Source organism: Mucilaginibacter sp., from assembly GCF_036568825.1.
In the GTDB taxonomy this organism is placed as follows: Bacteria; Bacteroidota; Bacteroidia; order Sphingobacteriales; family Sphingobacteriaceae; genus Mucilaginibacter.
In genome coordinates this window covers 43,210-60,407 of the sequence record NZ_DATCRU010000068.1, presented here as the reverse complement: position 1 = coordinate 60,407, position 17,198 = coordinate 43,210, and the positions used below count along the sequence as shown (strand labels likewise).

Below are 17,198 nucleotides of genomic sequence, written 5' to 3'. Positions count from 1 at the left end.
TTTCTTTGAGAGCCATAGCTCATTCCGAGCGAAGGCTCTTCACCGGATTGGCCGTTGCCGCCTTAATCGTTTGATATGCAATGGTTACCGCTGCTATAAAAAATGACGCGATAACAGCTACAATAAAAGTCCCCGGGCCTATCCTAATATGGTAGGCGTAATTCTGCAACCAGCTATTCATCATATAATAACCCAATGGGGCAGCAATTACAAAAGCTATAGTAATGAGCAACACAAATTCTTTCGAAAACAAACCAATAATATTCATGATCGGGGCGCCCAATACCTTCCGGATACCAATTTCTTTAGTGCGTTGCGAAGCCGCAAATGAGATCAAGCCATACAGACCCAAACAGCCAATAATAATGGCAATTGATGAGAAGAGTTGAAACGCGGTGTACACTTTTTGCTCCTGTGTATAAAAACTTGCGATATGCTCATCGAGGAATTTGTAGTCGATCAGGTTATCCGGATATAAAGCAGACCACCAGCTATTCAAATGCGCCATGGTTTTATTTATGGCCGATGGCTGGATCTTCATGCTGGCCATAAAGAAAGCCCTGGCCTGGTATTCCAATACACAGGCTCTCCGTTTCTTATGTTTCGACTCACTTTGGAAATCCTGGATGACCCCGATGATAGTGGATGTCTGACCGTTTACTTTTATTTGCTGGCCAACCGCTTTTGACGGATCCATTATCCCCATTTTATGGATCGTTGTCTCGTTGACTACGATATCCTGACTCGTGTCCTTGTCATCACGTTTGGTGATCTTTTGTCCTGCCAGCATTTTCAGGCCGAACATGTCGATGTAGTTTTCATCCACAAATTTCACTTCGGTAACATCATCTTTTATGATGCCAAATTGAGGCGCAGTGAAACTGGCAAAATTGTTATTGTAGGTTGGCGCTCCTGATGAAAATGTAAATTGAGCCACTCCGGGGTCATTCACCATATAATGCTGTAAGGCTGCGTTCTTCTTCATATCAGGAAGGTAGAATGATACGATCGCATCCTTATTAAATCCAAGGTCCTGGTTTTCGAAGAAATTCATCTGGCGGGCCACGATCAGTGTACCCACGATCAGTACCTGGGAAATAGCGAATTGTGCAATAACCAAACCTTTCCTTAAACTAAATCCGCCGACTGATTTAGCGCTCTGGCTCTTCAGTGAATCAACCGGTTGAAATGCTGATTGAACGAATGACGGATATAAACCTGCGATCAGGATAACAGCTATTGTAAGATAAATTATCCATAAAATAACTGTAGGTTGAGCTAACTGTCCTGCATCAATATTGATATTCAGCCAGACAGCCGCATTAGATAAAAATAACGCTGCTATAAATACTCCAAGGACGACCGCGAATAGTACCATCACCGTTGTCTCGCCCAAAAATTGTTTGATCAATTGTGTGCGATTTGCTCCTAATACTTTGCGTACACCAACTTCTTTTGAGCGTTTAATTGCCTGAGCCGTAGCCAAGTTAATAAAGTTGATGCAGGCAGTGATAATGATAAGCAGAGCGACGCCAAACAAACCATAGTAAGTACCTTTTGAAGTTGGGGTAACCACATTGTTGATATATCGCTGGTCAAAATGAATGTCTTTAAGCGGCTGTAATGGCAAACGGACTTCTTTTGGATTGAGGTCCCAATTCTTTTTAAGGAATGTTGGTATTTTACTTTGCACCTTGCTGATCGGGTAATTTGGCGGCAGTAAAATAAAGGTGAAGAAGCCACCACCAATATTCCAGAATTCATGCGTATTTAACTGCTTTTTTATAGTCTCCAATGAGCAAAGCATCTGCAACGGCACGCTGCGATTTCCGGGCAGATCTTTTATCACGCCGGTCACCTTAGCGGTAATTTGGTTCTCGACATTGATCACCTGTCCCATCGGGTCTTTATCACCGAAGTATTTTTTGGCAAGCGTTTCATTAAGAACTATGGCATTGGGTTCGGACAACGCGGTTTTAGGGTCGCCCATTATCCATTGCAGATCAAAAATTTTCGGAAAACTTGAATCAACAAAAGCAAAATCTTTATCGCGAAAACGTGTATTGTTCACCTTAACCATTACATCATTATTGTACATTACCTGCGTTATCTGTTCCAGCTCGGGGAAATCAGCCCGCATCGCAGGTGCGATTGCCAGGGAAACATTCGAGTTGAAGTCGATGGCATTCAGGGTAACACGATAAATGCGGTCTGCCTTTTGGTAATTGTCATAGTTCAATTCGTTTCTGACAATGAGGAAAATAACAAGGCATGAAGCAATGCCTAAAGTCAAACCGAAAATATTCAGAAAAGCGTAACTCCAGTTACGCCTGATATTCCTGAGGGCAATGGTGATGTAACTTCTTATCATGGTCTTGGTTAATTAGTCATTTGTCAATGGTCATTAGTCACTCGTTTTATTTTGCCTGATCACCGGTAAACTGATTAACCGGTCACTCTGACGACAAGCTCTCTTTGAGAGCCGAAGCTCATTCTGAGCGAAGGCTCTTCACCGGATTTGTCAGCGCAGCTTTGATCGACTGGAAACTTATCGTGACAAATGCGATCACGATAGCTCCTAATCCCGCCACTGCTACTATCCACCATTGTACATTTTGATGGTAAGCAAACCCTTGCAGCCATTGATGCATAAAATACCACGATAGAGGTACAGCGACCAGTATTGCAATAACCACAAGACGTATAAAATCTTTTGACAGCATACCTACAATGTTGGAAACATTAGCGCCCAGTACCTTGCGAATGCCGATCTCCTTTGTCCGTTGTTCGGCAGCATAAGCAGCCAGGCCAAAAAGACCAAGGCAGGCGATGATGATGGCAAGGGAAGTAAACGATACCGCAATCTGCCCTGTGCGCTGTTCAGCGCGATATAATTTATCAAACTCGGCATCCATAAATAAGTAGTTGAAGGCATGATTGGGCGAAAGCTCCATCCATTTAGCTCTTATTTGCTCTTCCAGGGCTTTTATATCGGAAGATTTTATGCGAATATTCAATGCGCCTCTGTCATCACCGTTAAAAAGGATCACGGGTGTTACATTTTCACGAAGCGATTTAAAATTAAAGTCCTTTACAACACCAACAATATGATAAGGCTTCATCACCTTAGCCATGTTATCCTGTGGCAGATACAGCTTTTGATCCAGCGGGTTTGAAAAAGCTAACAATTTAGCTGCCGCTTCATTAATAATGATCGCCGTTGAATCGGTCGCCATCTGGTTTGAAAAATTTCGACCCGCAATCACCTTCATGTTCATGGTAGGTATATAATCTTCGTCGACAAACCAGAGCGCGGAGAGTATAGAATGTTTTTGATCCAGCACCGGGTCCTTAGATATGGAAGAATTATTCTCAATATTACTTGTGGGTAAATATCCGGTCATGCTAACACTTTGTACACCGGCTAATTGTTTGACTTCTTGTTTAAAAGTTTTAGCCTTGTTGCCCAAAGTCCAGGTATCCCAAACCGACATTACATGCTCACGGTCAAAGCCCACATCCTTGTTTTCAATATATTTTAGTTGATTATAAATTACCAGTGTACCGATAATCAAGCCGATAGAAATAACAAACTGGCCAACAACTAATACGTTTCGCAACATGCTGCCTTTAAAGCCTGCGGCTAGTTTACCCTTCAATACCTCTATGGGTTGAAAACTGGAAAGATATAAAGCAGGGTATGAACCTGCCAGGCAGCCTACAACCAGGATGAAAACAACTAACAACGGCAATAGCCAAAAAATGATCTGCGAAGTTATAGCCAACTCTTTCCCTGAAAGGTTATTGAATAGAGGTAACATTCCCCAGGCAGCAAACACTGCTATTACAGCTCCTGCAAGGGTTACGATGATCGATTCAGTTAAAAATTGGGCGATAAGATATTTACGTGCCGATCCTAAAACTTTTCTTACTCCAACCTCTTTGGCACGATTGGACGAACGTGCGGTTGAAAGATTCATGAAATTAACACAGGCTATCAGTAAGATCAGAACCGCGATAGCAGAAAAGATATACACCGTCTGAATATTGCCATTAGCTTCAAATTCATCACGCGAGTTAGACTGCAAATGTATTTTAGTAAGCGGTATGAGATTGAACCGGTAATAGTTGCCGCTTTGTTCAAACTTATCAAAGGTCAGGTGCAATATTTGCAGCAATTGCGGCCCGGCATGTCTATACATAAATTGTGGCAGCTTTGCTTTAAACGCGTTAATACCGGCGCCAGGCCTCAGCAAAAAATAAGTTTTAAAATTATTATTTAGCCAGGCATTGTCCCTGCTTTCGGCTATTGTAGACGTCGATATAAAAAAATCAAAATGGAAATGGGATTGTGATGGAACATTTTTTATCACACCGGTCACCTTATACAATGAAGTATCATTAAATGTGAGCACCTTACCAACAGCATTGGTAGTATTAAAATACTTTTCAGCAATTTTTTCGGTAATAACTACCGTCTTTGGGTCTTTCAGTGCGGTCTTCGGATTGCCATCGATCATAGGCAATGTAAATACGTCAAATATGGTTGGATCAGCATACACCATAGCATTTTCCTGGATCTTTTGCGTACCCTTTTTAACCTGGTTACCACCCGTAACCCTAAACCTTGCAACCTGTTCAACTTCTGGGAAATCGGCCTTCAAGGCTGCTGCGGTGGGTGAAGGGGCGTCTGCTGATGAACTCTCATTGCCGCCAAATTTGACCTCAGTGCTGAGACGATAAATACGTCCGGCGTTTACATTATACTTGTCATAGCTTAATTCATCGAACACATAGAATACGATGAGCAAACAAGTAGCCAGGCCCAGAGCTAAACGCAATACATTAATGGCTGTAAAGCCCTTATTCTTTAAAAGGTTACGAAAAGCCGTTTTGATATAATTTCTGATCATGATCTTTTCTATAAATGGTTATCTGTCAGACGCTACTTTTCAATTACAGGTTGCATTATTTTTTTAATATTTTATTAATCGTTCCCAGCTCTCTTCGAGAGCCGAAGCTCATTCTGAGCGAAGGCTCTTCACCGGATTTGTTACCGCTGCCTTTATTGCCTGGAAACTTATTGTCGTCAAAGCGATAAGGAGCGCCACAATTCCTGACAAGGCGAATATCCACCAGCTAATGCCAATGTGATAGGCGAAATTCTGTAGCCAACCGTGTAAGAAATACCAGGCCACAAATGAACCGATAACAATGGCAACAGCAACGAGCTTGATAAAATCTTTTGACAGCAGCAGCACGATACTTGATACCGAGGCCCCCAGTACCTTTCGCACGCCAATCTCCTTGGTTCGCTGCAATGTGGCGAAGAGCGATAATCCTAAAAGACCCAGAGACGCAATGAAAATGGCAAAGCCGCCGAATATGCCGAAAGCTTTACCAAACAAAGCGTCGTTTTTATACTGGTCATTATACCGCTGATCTAAAAAGGCATAATCGAAAATATTGCCTGGGAAAAACTTATCGTACACTGTTTTGATTGCTGCAACGGTAGTCGTTGGGTTGGTTGTACTCATCTTTACTGATATCTGTGCACCTATACTCAACTGCGGCCTGAAAAACGTAGGTTCAATAGCATAGCGTAATGATTTTTGATGAAAATCTTCTACCACGCCGATAATTGTCCATTTGCTTTGGTCATTGATCATTATTTGGCCGATCGCTGCCTCTGGTGATGAAAATCCAAGCAGTTTTGAGGCGCTTTCGTTGACTATTACGCTTCTTAGGTCTTGATATTTTTTGGCGTAGTCCGTTGGCACAAAGTCACGACCAGCCACCAGTTTCATACCGTAAGTCTTAATGTACTCGGTACTTATGCCATTAAAACGCATAGTGTAATGGGTATTGGGGTCAGAATGTGCAGCGCGGATGCTAAAATTGCGACCGGTTTCATTTCCAGGCACCCAAAAAGAGGTGGCGGCGTCTTTAACTGTCGCTATCTGTTTCACTTCAGCAAGAAATGCTTTCGCCCTTGTATCGGCTGTATCTGCAGCAAGAAACTGCGGTCCGCTAACTACCAGCACCTGGTCAATGTTGAGGCCAAGTTTCTGGCTGCTCATGTATTTGATCTGCTGGTAAACGATAAATGCCCCGGTAATCAGTACGATCGTGATGGTGAACTGGCCAATAACCAATCCTTTACGTAGCACAATACCTTTTTTCGAGCTACTGTACTTGCCTTTCAACACCAGGATGGGTTTAAATGACGACAGTACAAATGCAGGATAAAACCCGGATATAAATATGCCAAGTAATACCACTGCAACCAACCCTATGCTGATGAGATATCCGCCCAAACCTTTATGGAACAAAAAGGCGAGCGATAGTTGCTGGCTCACCAGGGTATTGAAAACCGTTTGAAACAGCACCGCCAGTATAACCGCTATGCTTAATGCCATTATATTAATGATCAGCGATTCGGTTAAAAATTGTCTGATCAATTGCCCTTTGCTTGCACCGGTCACCTTACGAACGCCTACCTCCATTGCTCTTTCAGATGCACGTGCTGTAGCTAAATTTATATAGTTGACCCATGCAATACCGATAATAAATAAGGCTATGATCAATAATCCCCATACTACATTCGAGCTCCCAGTTTGTATGATCTCGTATTCCGTATCAGAATACAAATGGATATTCAGCAATGGCTGTAAATGAAATTTCTCAACGCTTCCCGATATCTTATTGCCCTGGAAATGCTTTTGACTAAATGCTTCCATCTTAGCATTGAAAACTTTGTAATCTGCGCCCGGCTTTAACTGGATGTAATGCCAGAAATCTGAATCATGAAAGTCGTAATCTGCCTGCTTATAGCCATAGCTGTGGATAAGCGTCTGATACGATATAAGCATATCAAACTGGAAGATTGAATTTTGGGGAATATCCTTGATGATGGCAGTGATTTTGGTTGGAAAAGTATCTGTTCCCATTTTCACCATCTGGCCCACATAGGATTCGAAATCGTTTCCATGTATGCCGAAGATTCTCCTCGCCTGAGTTTCGGTAACGACAGCCGTATTCACATTACTAAGTGCCGTATTGCGGTCGCCTGCCACCACCGGGAAAGTGAACATGGATAGAAAGGAATTGTCGACACAGTACGCTATTCCTTTAGGTAGTTTTTTGTCTTTGTAGGTTACAATGGTTTCTCCAAATGGCAAAACCCTTGCGTTATTAATCACTTCAGGATAATCATCCTTCATGGCTTTTCCCACAGCCGAATAGGTAATGGTGCCGTGCTGTATTAGTTTACCATTCTGATAACGGTCATTTACAACGCGATAAAGATCGGTCGCGTTCTTGTTGAAATGATCATAGCTCAGTTCAAAATTCACGTACTGCAATATCAGTAAGCAGGCAGCCATACCAAGCGACAAACCCAGTATGTTGATCAGCGAGAACACCTTGTTCTTCCAGAGGTTCCGCCACGCGGTTTTAAAATAATTTCTTATCATGGGGTTGGTTCATTGGTCATTAGTTCATTGGTTTTCAACTGCTACTGCTACTCAGATCTCAGGCTCTTTACCGGATTTGTCAACGCCGCTTTGATAGATTGATAGCTGATGGTAGCGAATGCAATTATAATAGCAACAACACCTGCTACTGCCAATATCCACCAGTGAAGCTCGGTTCGGTAAGCAAAGTCCTGCAACCATTTATTCATAAAGTACCAGGCCAAAGGCGATGCTATAAGGATGGATATAAATACCAGCCTGATGAAATCTATTGATATCAGTCTCACAATACCCGACACACTCGCACCCAGTACTTTACGGATACCAATCTCTTTGGTACGCTGTTCGGCTGCATAGGCTGCCAAACCAAATAAGCCAAGGCATGCAATTAAAATTGCCAGTGTGCTAAACGATATGAACAGGGTGCCTAAACGTTGCTCATTGCGATAAGTAGCATCGAAATCAGCGTCCATAAAAGAGTAGACAAACTGCTGGTTGGGTGCAAATTGCTTCCATTTGTTTTCTATCTGGGTCATCAGTCCGGCAAGATTAGCCGTCTTCATCTTTATGCTTATGGCACCATAATCAGCTGAATAAACCAGTGCGCATGGCTTTATCTCATCACGTAAAGACGAAAAATGGAAATTCTTCATCACTCCAACAATATGATAAGGCTGTATACCATAGCTATCGCGATATACGGTTTTGCCCAGCGGATCTTTAAAGCCAAATTTTGCGACGAAAGCTTCGTTAACGATCATCGCTGCAGTATCCGTCGCCATTTGTTTTGAAAAGTTACGACCTGCAATCAGTTTGATGCCCATCGTATTCAGATAGTTTTCATCAACCGGCCAGAACTCCGACAAGACATCCTGTTTTAATTGTATAGGCAATTGCGGGAATAAACCGGTAATATTGCGATCATGCCCGGTTGGCACATAGGTTGACATGGTGGTGCTTACCACGCCCGTCAATTCCTTTAATTCCTGGGTTAGTGTGGCTGCTTTTTTATCTAAACTATTGGTATTTTTAATGATCAGTACCTCGCTGCGGTCAAAGCCGAGTTTTTTATTGTGGATATAATTCAACTGGTTATAGATTACCAGTGTAGAAATGATCAATACAATAGATATCCCGAATTGAAATACCACCAATGAACTGCGCAGAAAGCTGCTTTTGAAACCTGCAGATAATTTCCCCTTCAATACCTCTATTGGCCGGAAACCTGAAAGATAAAGTGCAGGATACATGCCGGCAAGGAAGCCTACAATCAAAACAATAGCCGCCAAAGAAGGCACAAGCCATATCAGCGATTGAAATGTGAAGCTCAGTTGCTTTGCTGCAACCTGGTTAAACAATGGCAATAGCACTATTGCCAGGATTATGGCGATGATCGTTGATATTAACGATACCAGTGTCGATTCTATCAGAAACTGAGCAACAAGGTTTTTACGTACCGAACCTAATACTTTTCTTACACCTACTTCTTTAGCCCTGTTGGATGAGCGGGCCGTTGAAAGGTTCATAAAATTAACACAGGCTATAAGCAGTATAAATGCTCCTATGCATGAAAATATGTATACATATTCCATGCTGCCACCTTTTTCAAGCTCATTCTCTGCGGTTGAACGAAGGTGTATATCGCGAAGATTGGTAAGATCAACACGAACATAGTTTCCACCTTTTGTCCACACGCTGGGATCATATGAATTTTTGATGTAGACTTTTGTCATTTGCGACGCCAGCGACTGTACGTCAGTGCCTGGTTTTAAAAGCAAGTAACTGTGGACGCCTTCATAACCCCATCCATGCTGATGACTTTCAGGAATGGACGAATAAGATAAAAAGAAATCGTAATGAAAGTGCGATTGCGTCGGTATATCTTTGATTACACCTGTTATGTGATATAGATTGGTGTCATTAATCCTTAATACCTGGCCAACTACATCCGTCTTGCCAAAATATTTTTGCGCAGTACTTTCGGTGATCACTGCCGTATGAGGTGCATCCAGTACGTTTTTTGCATCACCTGCTGCCATAGGTAGCGTGAAGACATCAAACAAACTCGATTCAGTATAAGCAATATTATTCTCCTGTATCTTTTCATTCCCCTTGCTTACAAAATACTGCTTGGGCGAGTAAAATAGGGCCTCTATTGGTATGATCCTGGTAAATTTCTCTACCTGCGGAAATCCCTTCATCACTTCGATAAACGGCTCCGCGCTGGATGCCCAGGTACCTTCATGAGTATTCAGCCTGGCACTTTCGGTAATGCGATAAACCCTATCAGCTTTGGTATTAAATTTATCGTAGTTCAACTCATCTACCACATAAAAAACTATGAGCAGACAAGTAGCCAGGCCGATTGAAAGTCCCAGCACATTTATTGCTGTAAAGCCGGTGTTCTTTCTCAGGCTACGATAAGCCGTTTTAAGGTAATTTCGTATCATGGTTTTAGTTGATTAGTCATTAGTCACTGGTCATTAGTCATTTCACTGGTTAACTGATAACTGATTAACCGATCACTCTGTACGCAAACTATTTACCGGGTTGGCAACTGCCGCTTTTATGGCCTGATAACTTACCGTAGCCAGAGCAATAACTAATACCGTTACACCGGCCAGCACGAAAATCCAGGCATTTATATCGATCCGGTATGGATAGTTTTCCAGCCATTTATGCATGGCCCACCAGGCTGCAGGAACTGCAATAACAGCCGCGATAATTACCAACTTTGCAAAATCTGTTGATAGCTTCCTAACGATACCTTCAACACTAGCCCCAAGTACTTTGCGGATACCGATCTCTTTTTTGCGGCGTTCGGCTGATAAAGTTGCCAGGCCGAATAAACCGATACATGATATGAATATGGTAAGCACTGCGCCGAATGTTACGATCTGTTTCCATTTAGCTTCCTTATCATATTGTTCGGCTACCTCAGCATCTTTAAATTTATATTGATAAGGGATAAATGGAAATAGCGCCTTAAATTCTTTTTGAATGCGATTAAGTGATTCAGACTTATTCTTATCACTTATTTTCACGAAAATATTTCCCCATGGGTAATCTGGTCTCATGGTATATAACATCGGAGACATTTTTTCTGTGAGCGACAGGAAATGATAGTTTTTTACTACTCCGACAACAGTATATTTCTTTTTGTTATAGAAGAAATCGACGATCTCACCAATCGGTTCTTTCCAACCTGCCTGTTTAACGAACTCTTCATTAACCAGTACAGCATTGGCGCTATCCGATACCATCGTTTTAGAAAAGTTACGGCCTTTTACAATAGGCACCTGGAATAAAGACAAATAATCTTCATCAATATGTTTCATATCGAACATTTGCTGTTGGTTGCCGTTAATATGGGCCATAGTTCCCCAGCGACCGCCCTGATCGGCTGTGACACCAAGTATGAATGGGTTCTTTAATAATTCATTTTTGAATAAAGGCAGTTTTGTCTTGTCCAAATTCCATGAAGTTATCGATACCACATTTTTATCATTATAACCCAAATCAAACTTCATTAGATAACTGAACTGGGAATAAATGGTGATGGTAGATATGATCAGGAATGTGGCTAAGGTGAATTGTAATATCACCAGTCCTTTTGATAAATAATTTTTACCAACAGATTGTGTACGATTGTATAAAGTCTGTACCGGGTTAAATCCCGAAAGAACTAAGGCCGGATAAAAACCAGCTAATAAACCTGTTAACAGGAAAATGCCGATGTAACCCGCTACCAGCTTAAAGCTGAGCAGGTATGAAAAGGCCAGCGCTTTATTGGCGAGCGTATTGAAGACAGGCAATATCAATTGCACCAAAGCTATCGACAGCACAAAAGCAATAAAGCTCAGGATAAACGATTCGCCCAGGAATTGCATTATCAGCTGTTTGCGCTGACCGCCAACCACCTTACGGATGCCAATCTCTTTAGCTCTTTTGAGCGAACGGGCAACGGTAAGGTTCACGAAGTTAATACAGGCAATCGCCAGAATAAATAAAGCAATACCCGAAAGGATATAAGAATACATCGGGTTACTTTGGTCAGACAAACCATTATCAGCCGGATAGTCTGTACTGGTATGCATTTCAAGTAAAGGTTGCAGGCTGAACGACCGTTTATCCTTATCCCCGAATTTATCTGCATTTTCTTTGATCTGGCTTGCGGCATCGGTAAGGTATACTTTGTTGATCTTGGCATCTAACTGTTTGATATTCGTGCCTGGTTTTATCACAAGGAAAGTATTCTCAAAGAAGTTGTTCCACTGGTTGTCGACATGGTTGACTTTCTTCGGTAGCAGCATTTTGATCTTGATCGATGAATTTTGCGGCGATTTCCTGGTTACGGCAGTTACTTTAAACGGCTGAAAAGCAAGAGTACCATCACCCATCTTCAGATCGAGCGTTTTTCCAATAGGGTTCCCTTTGCCAAAATATTTTTCTGCTATTTCCTCCGAGAGTACTATGGAATGAGGATCATCCAGCGCATGCTCTGGTTTGCCATACAATATCGGAAAGGTGAAAACTGAAAAGAAATTACTATCTACATACAAAGCTTCCTGGTCAAAAACCTCGTTACCCTGTTTAATAGTGTAATTGCCGCCCTGGATACGCACAAAATCCTGCACATCAGGAAGTTCTCGTTTAAAGCTAGGGCCAGGCATATCACCTGTACTTGAAAACTTGTGAACTTGTCCATCTGGGGCTTTATCATCCACTACCAGGTGATAAATATTTGCGGCATTGACATTGAACCTGTCGTAACTTACCTCATCCATGGTATATAAAAAGATGAGCATACAACAAGCAAGTCCCACACTAAGGCCCACAATGTTAATCAGAGAAAAACCCTTGTTCCTCCAAAGGTTTCTGAATGCGGTTTTAAAGTAGTTTCTTATCATGGATTTGGTTCATTAGTTCACTTGTTCAATAGTTCATTGGTGACTAACTGCTACTGCAACTGCCACTGCTACTCAGATCTAAGGCTTTTTACCGGATTCGCCAACGCAGCCTTTATAGTCTGGAAGCTTATTGTTATCAAGGCAATTATAATTGCCAACATTCCCGCTACAACATATACCCACCATTGCATATCAATATGATACTGGTATCCTTTCAGCCATAAACTCATTTTCCAGTAGGCAAGCGGGAAGGCGATCAGGCAGGACAAAACCACTAATTGCAAAAAGTCTCTTGACAGCAGCGAGGTAATACTCGTTACACTTGCACCAAGCACTTTGCGAATGCCGATCTCTTTTGTGCGGCGTTCTGCTGTGTAAGCGGCTAATCCAAACAACCCGAGACATGAAATAACAATAGCAAGTGCAGCAAATAGCCTTGATAGTTTACTAGCCAGCATTTCTGTCTGGAACATACCGTTGAACTGATCGTCAACAAAACGATATTGGAACGGATATAATGGGTTGTATTTTTTTAATATTCCCTGTATTTCGGCAAGCGATTTCTGGATATCGGCCTGTGGTTTAATACGTGCATACATCACCGTATTATATTCAGGACTGGCAACAAAGAACATTACCGGGTCGGGTTTACCGTACATATTGCCATACACATAATCATTCACCACTCCTACAACCGTAGCCATGGTAGTATCACCCTCGAAATGCATAGTTTTACCTAACGCGCTGCCTTTACCCATCAGTTTTTCCAACGATTTAGTGATGATCATATGCACCGGCCTTCCGGTATCCCTTACCACCAGGTTCCGGCCTTCCAATATAGTCAGTCCTGACGTAGCCATGAATTCAGGCGTTACATAACGTTGGGATATCAATATTTCCGAGCCGGGAGCTTTGCCCTCCCATGTCATCCCGTTTGTATTATTGCCGCCATAAATGATGGAATGATCGGCAAGAGCAACATTTTCAATATGTCCGGTATTAAGCAATTCTTCTCTTATAGGCGTATAATTTTTCGCCATTTGTCCCTGCAAATCGATCTCAAGCAGGTTATTCTTATTAAAACCTAACTCACGGCTCTTCACATGCTGTATTTGCAGATAGATGATTACCGTACTGATGATCAGTATAATGGATGCAGAAAATTGCAGTATAACCAGTCCTTTACGGATATATGCAGCACTGCTGTCTTTTAACTTAATTCCCTTTAAAACTGCAACCGGTCTGAAGGATGATAAATACAGCGCAGGATAACTGCCTGCTACCAAACCGCAGATAACTGCAATTAATATCAGCGCAAATACATGAGTTGACTTGTTCAATCCAAGTGTAAGTTGTTTTTCAACCAAAAGGTTAAATGCAGGTAATAAAAGGGTTAACAATATTAAAGCAAGCCCTGCGGCAATAAGGGCCATAAAGACTGCCTCGCCTATGAATTGAAAGATCAAAGAATTTTTACCTGCGCCTAAAACCTTACGAACACCCACTTCGCGTGCACGTTTCTCGCTGCGTGCAGTGGCCAGGTTCATAAAATTAATGCAGGCTATCAGCAGGATGATCCAGGCGATAATGGTAAACAAATGAACATATTCTATTTGCCCGCCGCCTGTCATTTTACCGTCCTTAAAATCATCACGAAGCCGCCAGTCGTTCATACTAAACAAAAACATGTGCCCGAGAGATTTTGGGTCATGCCTTTGAATATAATTGAGCATTTGCTTGTTAACTGTGGCAAGGTCTGCGTTAGGTTTTAACTCCACGTAGGTGGTTGTATTATTATTTCCCCAGGGTTTCAACCAGGGGCTACCATCCAGGTGTATCTGGAATGGCATCAGCCATTCAAACTGCAAGCTTGAATTTGCGGGTAAATCCTTTACTACACCTGAAACAACATAGTCTTGTTTGTTATCAACTTTGATGGTCTTACCTATAACACTTTTCTCATTTCCAAAAAACTTCTTAGATGCTGCCTCGGTAATGACAACAGAATGATACTGAGAAAAAGGTTTGCTGGCACTACCTTGAATAAATGGCAGGGTAAACATGCTGAATATTGATGGATCAGCGTATTTGCCCGTTGCATAAACTGACTTATCGCCTTGCGAGAATAAAAAGGTAATTCCCCCTTCTGAAGTGCGGCAGGTATTGGCTATGCCGGGCAGGGTCTCCTTTACCTCAGGCCCCATTAGACCCGGGGTTGAAGAGTGCGTAAATACATAGGTATCGTATTTTTGGTTTTCTCTAACCAAATACAGCCTGTCCTTCTTTAGGTTGACAGAATCATAATTTACCTCATCTTCAACCCATAAAAAAATCAAAGCGGCACATACAATACCAATGGCTAAACCAAAAATATTCAGGAAGCTATAAGCCTTATTTTTGGTAAGGCTTCGGTAAGCGGTTTTGATGTAGTTCTTTATCATATCCGGAAAAATTTTAGACAAAAAACTCTCAATCTGACTCCTTCCGGGTTCGGAAGGAGTCAGGGAGACACACATTAATCAACTGATTATTAAAAACTAATCGAGTTTGGGGAATGATCCTTAGATCATTATATTTTCCATCACAGTCTGACCGTCGAGCAGACGAATAATACGGTGACTGTAACGGGCATCGTGCTCAGAGTGAGTCACCATTATAATAGTAGTACCTTGTTCATTCAGGTCAGTCAACAGTTCCATTACTTCGTTACCGTTGCTGCTGTCCAGGTTACCGGTGGGCTCATCCGCAAGTATCAATTTTGGTTTGTTTACAACCGCACGGGCTATAGCCACACGTTGCTGCTGACCACCTGATAACTGTTGCGGATAGTGGTTACGGCGGTGCATGATCTGCATTTTATCCAGTACCTCTTCTACCCTTTTAACACGTTCGGAACTTGGAACGCCTGTGTAGATCAACGGCAGTTCAACGTTTTCAAACACGGTCAGCTCGTCAATGAGGTTAAAGCTCTGGAATACGAAGCCGATATTGTGCTTACGCAGGTCGGCGCGTTTGCGTTCGTTAAAGTGCGCTACTTCCACACCATTAAACACATAGCTTCCGCCATCCGGGTCATCCAACATACCTAAAATGTTCAGCAATGTTGATTTGCCGCAACCAGACGGGCCCATTATTGCAACAAACTCTCCGGTGTTTACATGGATGGACAATTTGTTCAGTGCTATCGTCTCTACTTCTTCAGTGCGATAAAACTTTTCTAAATCTGTAATCTTAATCATTTGTGCCTCCTAAACCTTTTTTGTAATAAGGTTTGTTTTTATTTAGTTAATAATCAGGTTTCTATTTTGTTAATACTAGTTCTTGTATATCGCCATAAGTCTCATAGCTCGAAGTAATAACTTTATCACCTGGCTTCAAGCCTCTGACAACTTCATAATAATCAGGATTTGCCCTGTTAAGTTGAATATCAACTTTATAAGCAGTCTTGCCGTCGTCGCTTACCTTAAATATCCAGTTACCGCCTGTTTGCTGGTAGAAGCCGCCTTTAGGTAATAATATTGCTGGCGCTTCATCACTGAATACCAGTCGGATCTGTAAAGTCTGACCTTTTCTTAATCCCGGAGGGGTATCCCCCACAAACATCATATCTACCTGGAATGTACCACCGGTACCTACCGAGGTAAATACTTTTTTCACGATCATTTTATAGTTCTTGTCATCAGTTGGATAATAGGCAGTCATGCCCGGAACAACCCTGCTAATATAATGCTCATCCACATTGGCGCGTACTTTTATCCCTGTGAAACCATCGATTTGTGCCAGGTGCTCTCCTTTGTTTTTGTTCTGGCCTATTTCAGCGTCAAGTTGGGTTAACTGTCCATCAATAGGTGCTACTACGGTCAGGTCAGCCACTTCTTTACGCATCAATTCCAAACTGTTTTTCATTTGGCGGTATTGCTCCTTAGACTGTGAATCCTGTTCCTTTGTTAATATCGTATCCTGGCGTAGTATTTCGCGTGCCAGATTCCTTTTGCGCAAAGTATAATTGTAAGTATTTTCAGCCTGCTGATATTCTTGCTGGCCAATTGCTTTTTGCGCATAAAGTTTTTTATCCAGGGTATATACACGTTCTGCTTCACGGTATGCACTTTCGGCATCAGCCATTGTTTGCAGCTTATTTACTGTATTTTGTTGTGCGTTGTTTTGTGATATCTGCATCTGGGTTTGTGCCGCATATACAGCGTTTTCAGAATTGGCCAGATTCAATTCTACGTCGGTATTGGAAAGTTTCAGGATAGGATCACCTTTTTTTAGTTTGGCACCATCTTCAACATATTTTGCCTGTACGGTTCCACCTTGTACTGCGTCCAAATAAATTGTGATTTGAGGGAGTACCATTCCATTCACAGGAATAAACTCTGAGAACGGTCCTTTCTTTATTTCGCTGATAGTAATACGATCAATAGATGCATTGTATTTGCTCTTGCCGGTGATACCTACATAGGTAACCGATACAATTAAAGCAACCAATGCGGTTATACCCACAATAGTTAGTATTCGTTTTTTGTTCCAGGTACTTTTTTCAATTTTTCTGTCCACGGTATTAAATTATATTTTGGTTAATGGTTACAAAAAGATATGCCACAAATTAAATAGCTGTTTTTCAGTAGTTTAATATTAAAATAAAGAATTGAAGCGTACGCTTCTGTTACAACAAGTGTCCGTTTATGATACAATGTGTTTTAATTGTTTTCGCTAACAAATCATATTTAATGGTTCACAATTAAGTATTTAGTAAGACGGGGAGCATTTAGCATAAAAATTGCACCCGGCTTTTGAGCGTATTAATGCG

8 protein-coding genes are annotated in these 17,198 nt (G+C 41.8%); all 8 read right to left on the bottom strand.

The features are described 5' to 3' along the window. Nucleotides 1–19: 19 nt before the first annotated feature. The 8 genes from VIM89_RS14740 to VIM89_RS14705 all read right to left on the bottom strand — a co-directional run bounded on the left by VIM89_RS14740 (nt 20) and on the right by VIM89_RS14705 (nt 16,945). Entirely contained in the window at nt 20–2,371 is a 2,352-nt protein-coding gene (locus VIM89_RS14740; protein ID WP_488156933.1) for an ABC transporter permease, read from the bottom strand. Nucleotides 2,372–2,489: 118 nt separating this feature from the next. Then, nucleotides 2,490–4,913, bottom strand: a complete 2,424-nt coding sequence (locus VIM89_RS14735) for an ABC transporter permease (protein WP_488156932.1) — start codon at nt 4,911–4,913, stop codon at nt 2,490–2,492. Nucleotides 4,914–5,021: 108 nt separating this feature from the next. After that, a complete protein-coding gene (locus VIM89_RS14730) occupies nt 5,022–7,475 on the bottom strand; it encodes an ABC transporter permease (RefSeq protein WP_488156931.1) in 2,454 nt (817 codons plus the stop codon). Between the two features lie 47 nt (nt 7,476–7,522). Next, nucleotides 7,523–9,925 carry an ABC transporter permease gene (locus VIM89_RS14725; RefSeq protein ID WP_488156930.1) on the bottom strand — a complete coding sequence of 801 codons (2,403 nt, stop codon included), beginning with the start codon at nt 9,923–9,925 and terminating at the stop codon, nt 7,523–7,525. Between the two features lie 72 nt (nt 9,926–9,997). Further along, on the bottom strand, nt 9,998–12,385 hold the full coding sequence (locus tag VIM89_RS14720) for an ABC transporter permease (protein ID WP_488156929.1): 2,388 nt from the start codon (nt 12,383–12,385) through the stop codon (nt 9,998–10,000). A 68-nt stretch (nt 12,386–12,453) separates the two neighbouring features. Beyond that, a complete protein-coding gene (locus VIM89_RS14715) occupies nt 12,454–14,826 on the bottom strand; it encodes an ABC transporter permease (protein ID WP_488156928.1) in 2,373 nt (790 codons plus the stop codon). Between the two features lie 120 nt (nt 14,827–14,946). Next, nucleotides 14,947–15,624: an ABC transporter ATP-binding protein gene (locus VIM89_RS14710; RefSeq protein ID WP_488156927.1), complete on the bottom strand. Its 678-nt coding sequence runs from the start codon at nt 15,622–15,624 to the stop codon at nt 14,947–14,949. A 61-nt stretch (nt 15,625–15,685) separates the two neighbouring features. Then, nucleotides 15,686–16,945, bottom strand: a complete 1,260-nt coding sequence (locus VIM89_RS14705) for an efflux RND transporter periplasmic adaptor subunit (RefSeq protein ID WP_488156926.1) — start codon at nt 16,943–16,945, stop codon at nt 15,686–15,688. Nucleotides 16,946–17,198: the final 253 nt, after the last annotated feature.

Excerpts from the sequence above, each read along its gene's own strand:
- VIM89_RS14740 (WP_488156933.1), bottom strand. The coding sequence starts at position 2,371 with ATGATAAGAAGTTACATCACCATTGCCCTCAGGAATATCAGGCGTAAC.
- VIM89_RS14735 (WP_488156932.1), bottom strand. The coding sequence starts at position 4,913 with ATGATCAGAAATTATATCAAAACGGCTTTTCGTAACCTTTTAAAGAAT.
- VIM89_RS14730 (WP_488156931.1), bottom strand. The coding sequence starts at position 7,475 with ATGATAAGAAATTATTTTAAAACCGCGTGGCGGAACCTCTGGAAGAAC.
- VIM89_RS14725 (WP_488156930.1), bottom strand. The coding sequence starts at position 9,925 with ATGATACGAAATTACCTTAAAACGGCTTATCGTAGCCTGAGAAAGAAC.
- VIM89_RS14720 (WP_488156929.1), bottom strand. The coding sequence starts at position 12,385 with ATGATAAGAAACTACTTTAAAACCGCATTCAGAAACCTTTGGAGGAAC.
- VIM89_RS14715 (WP_488156928.1), bottom strand. The coding sequence starts at position 14,826 with ATGATAAAGAACTACATCAAAACCGCTTACCGAAGCCTTACCAAAAAT.
- VIM89_RS14710 (WP_488156927.1), bottom strand. The coding sequence starts at position 15,624 with ATGATTAAGATTACAGATTTAGAAAAGTTTTATCGCACTGAAGAAGTA.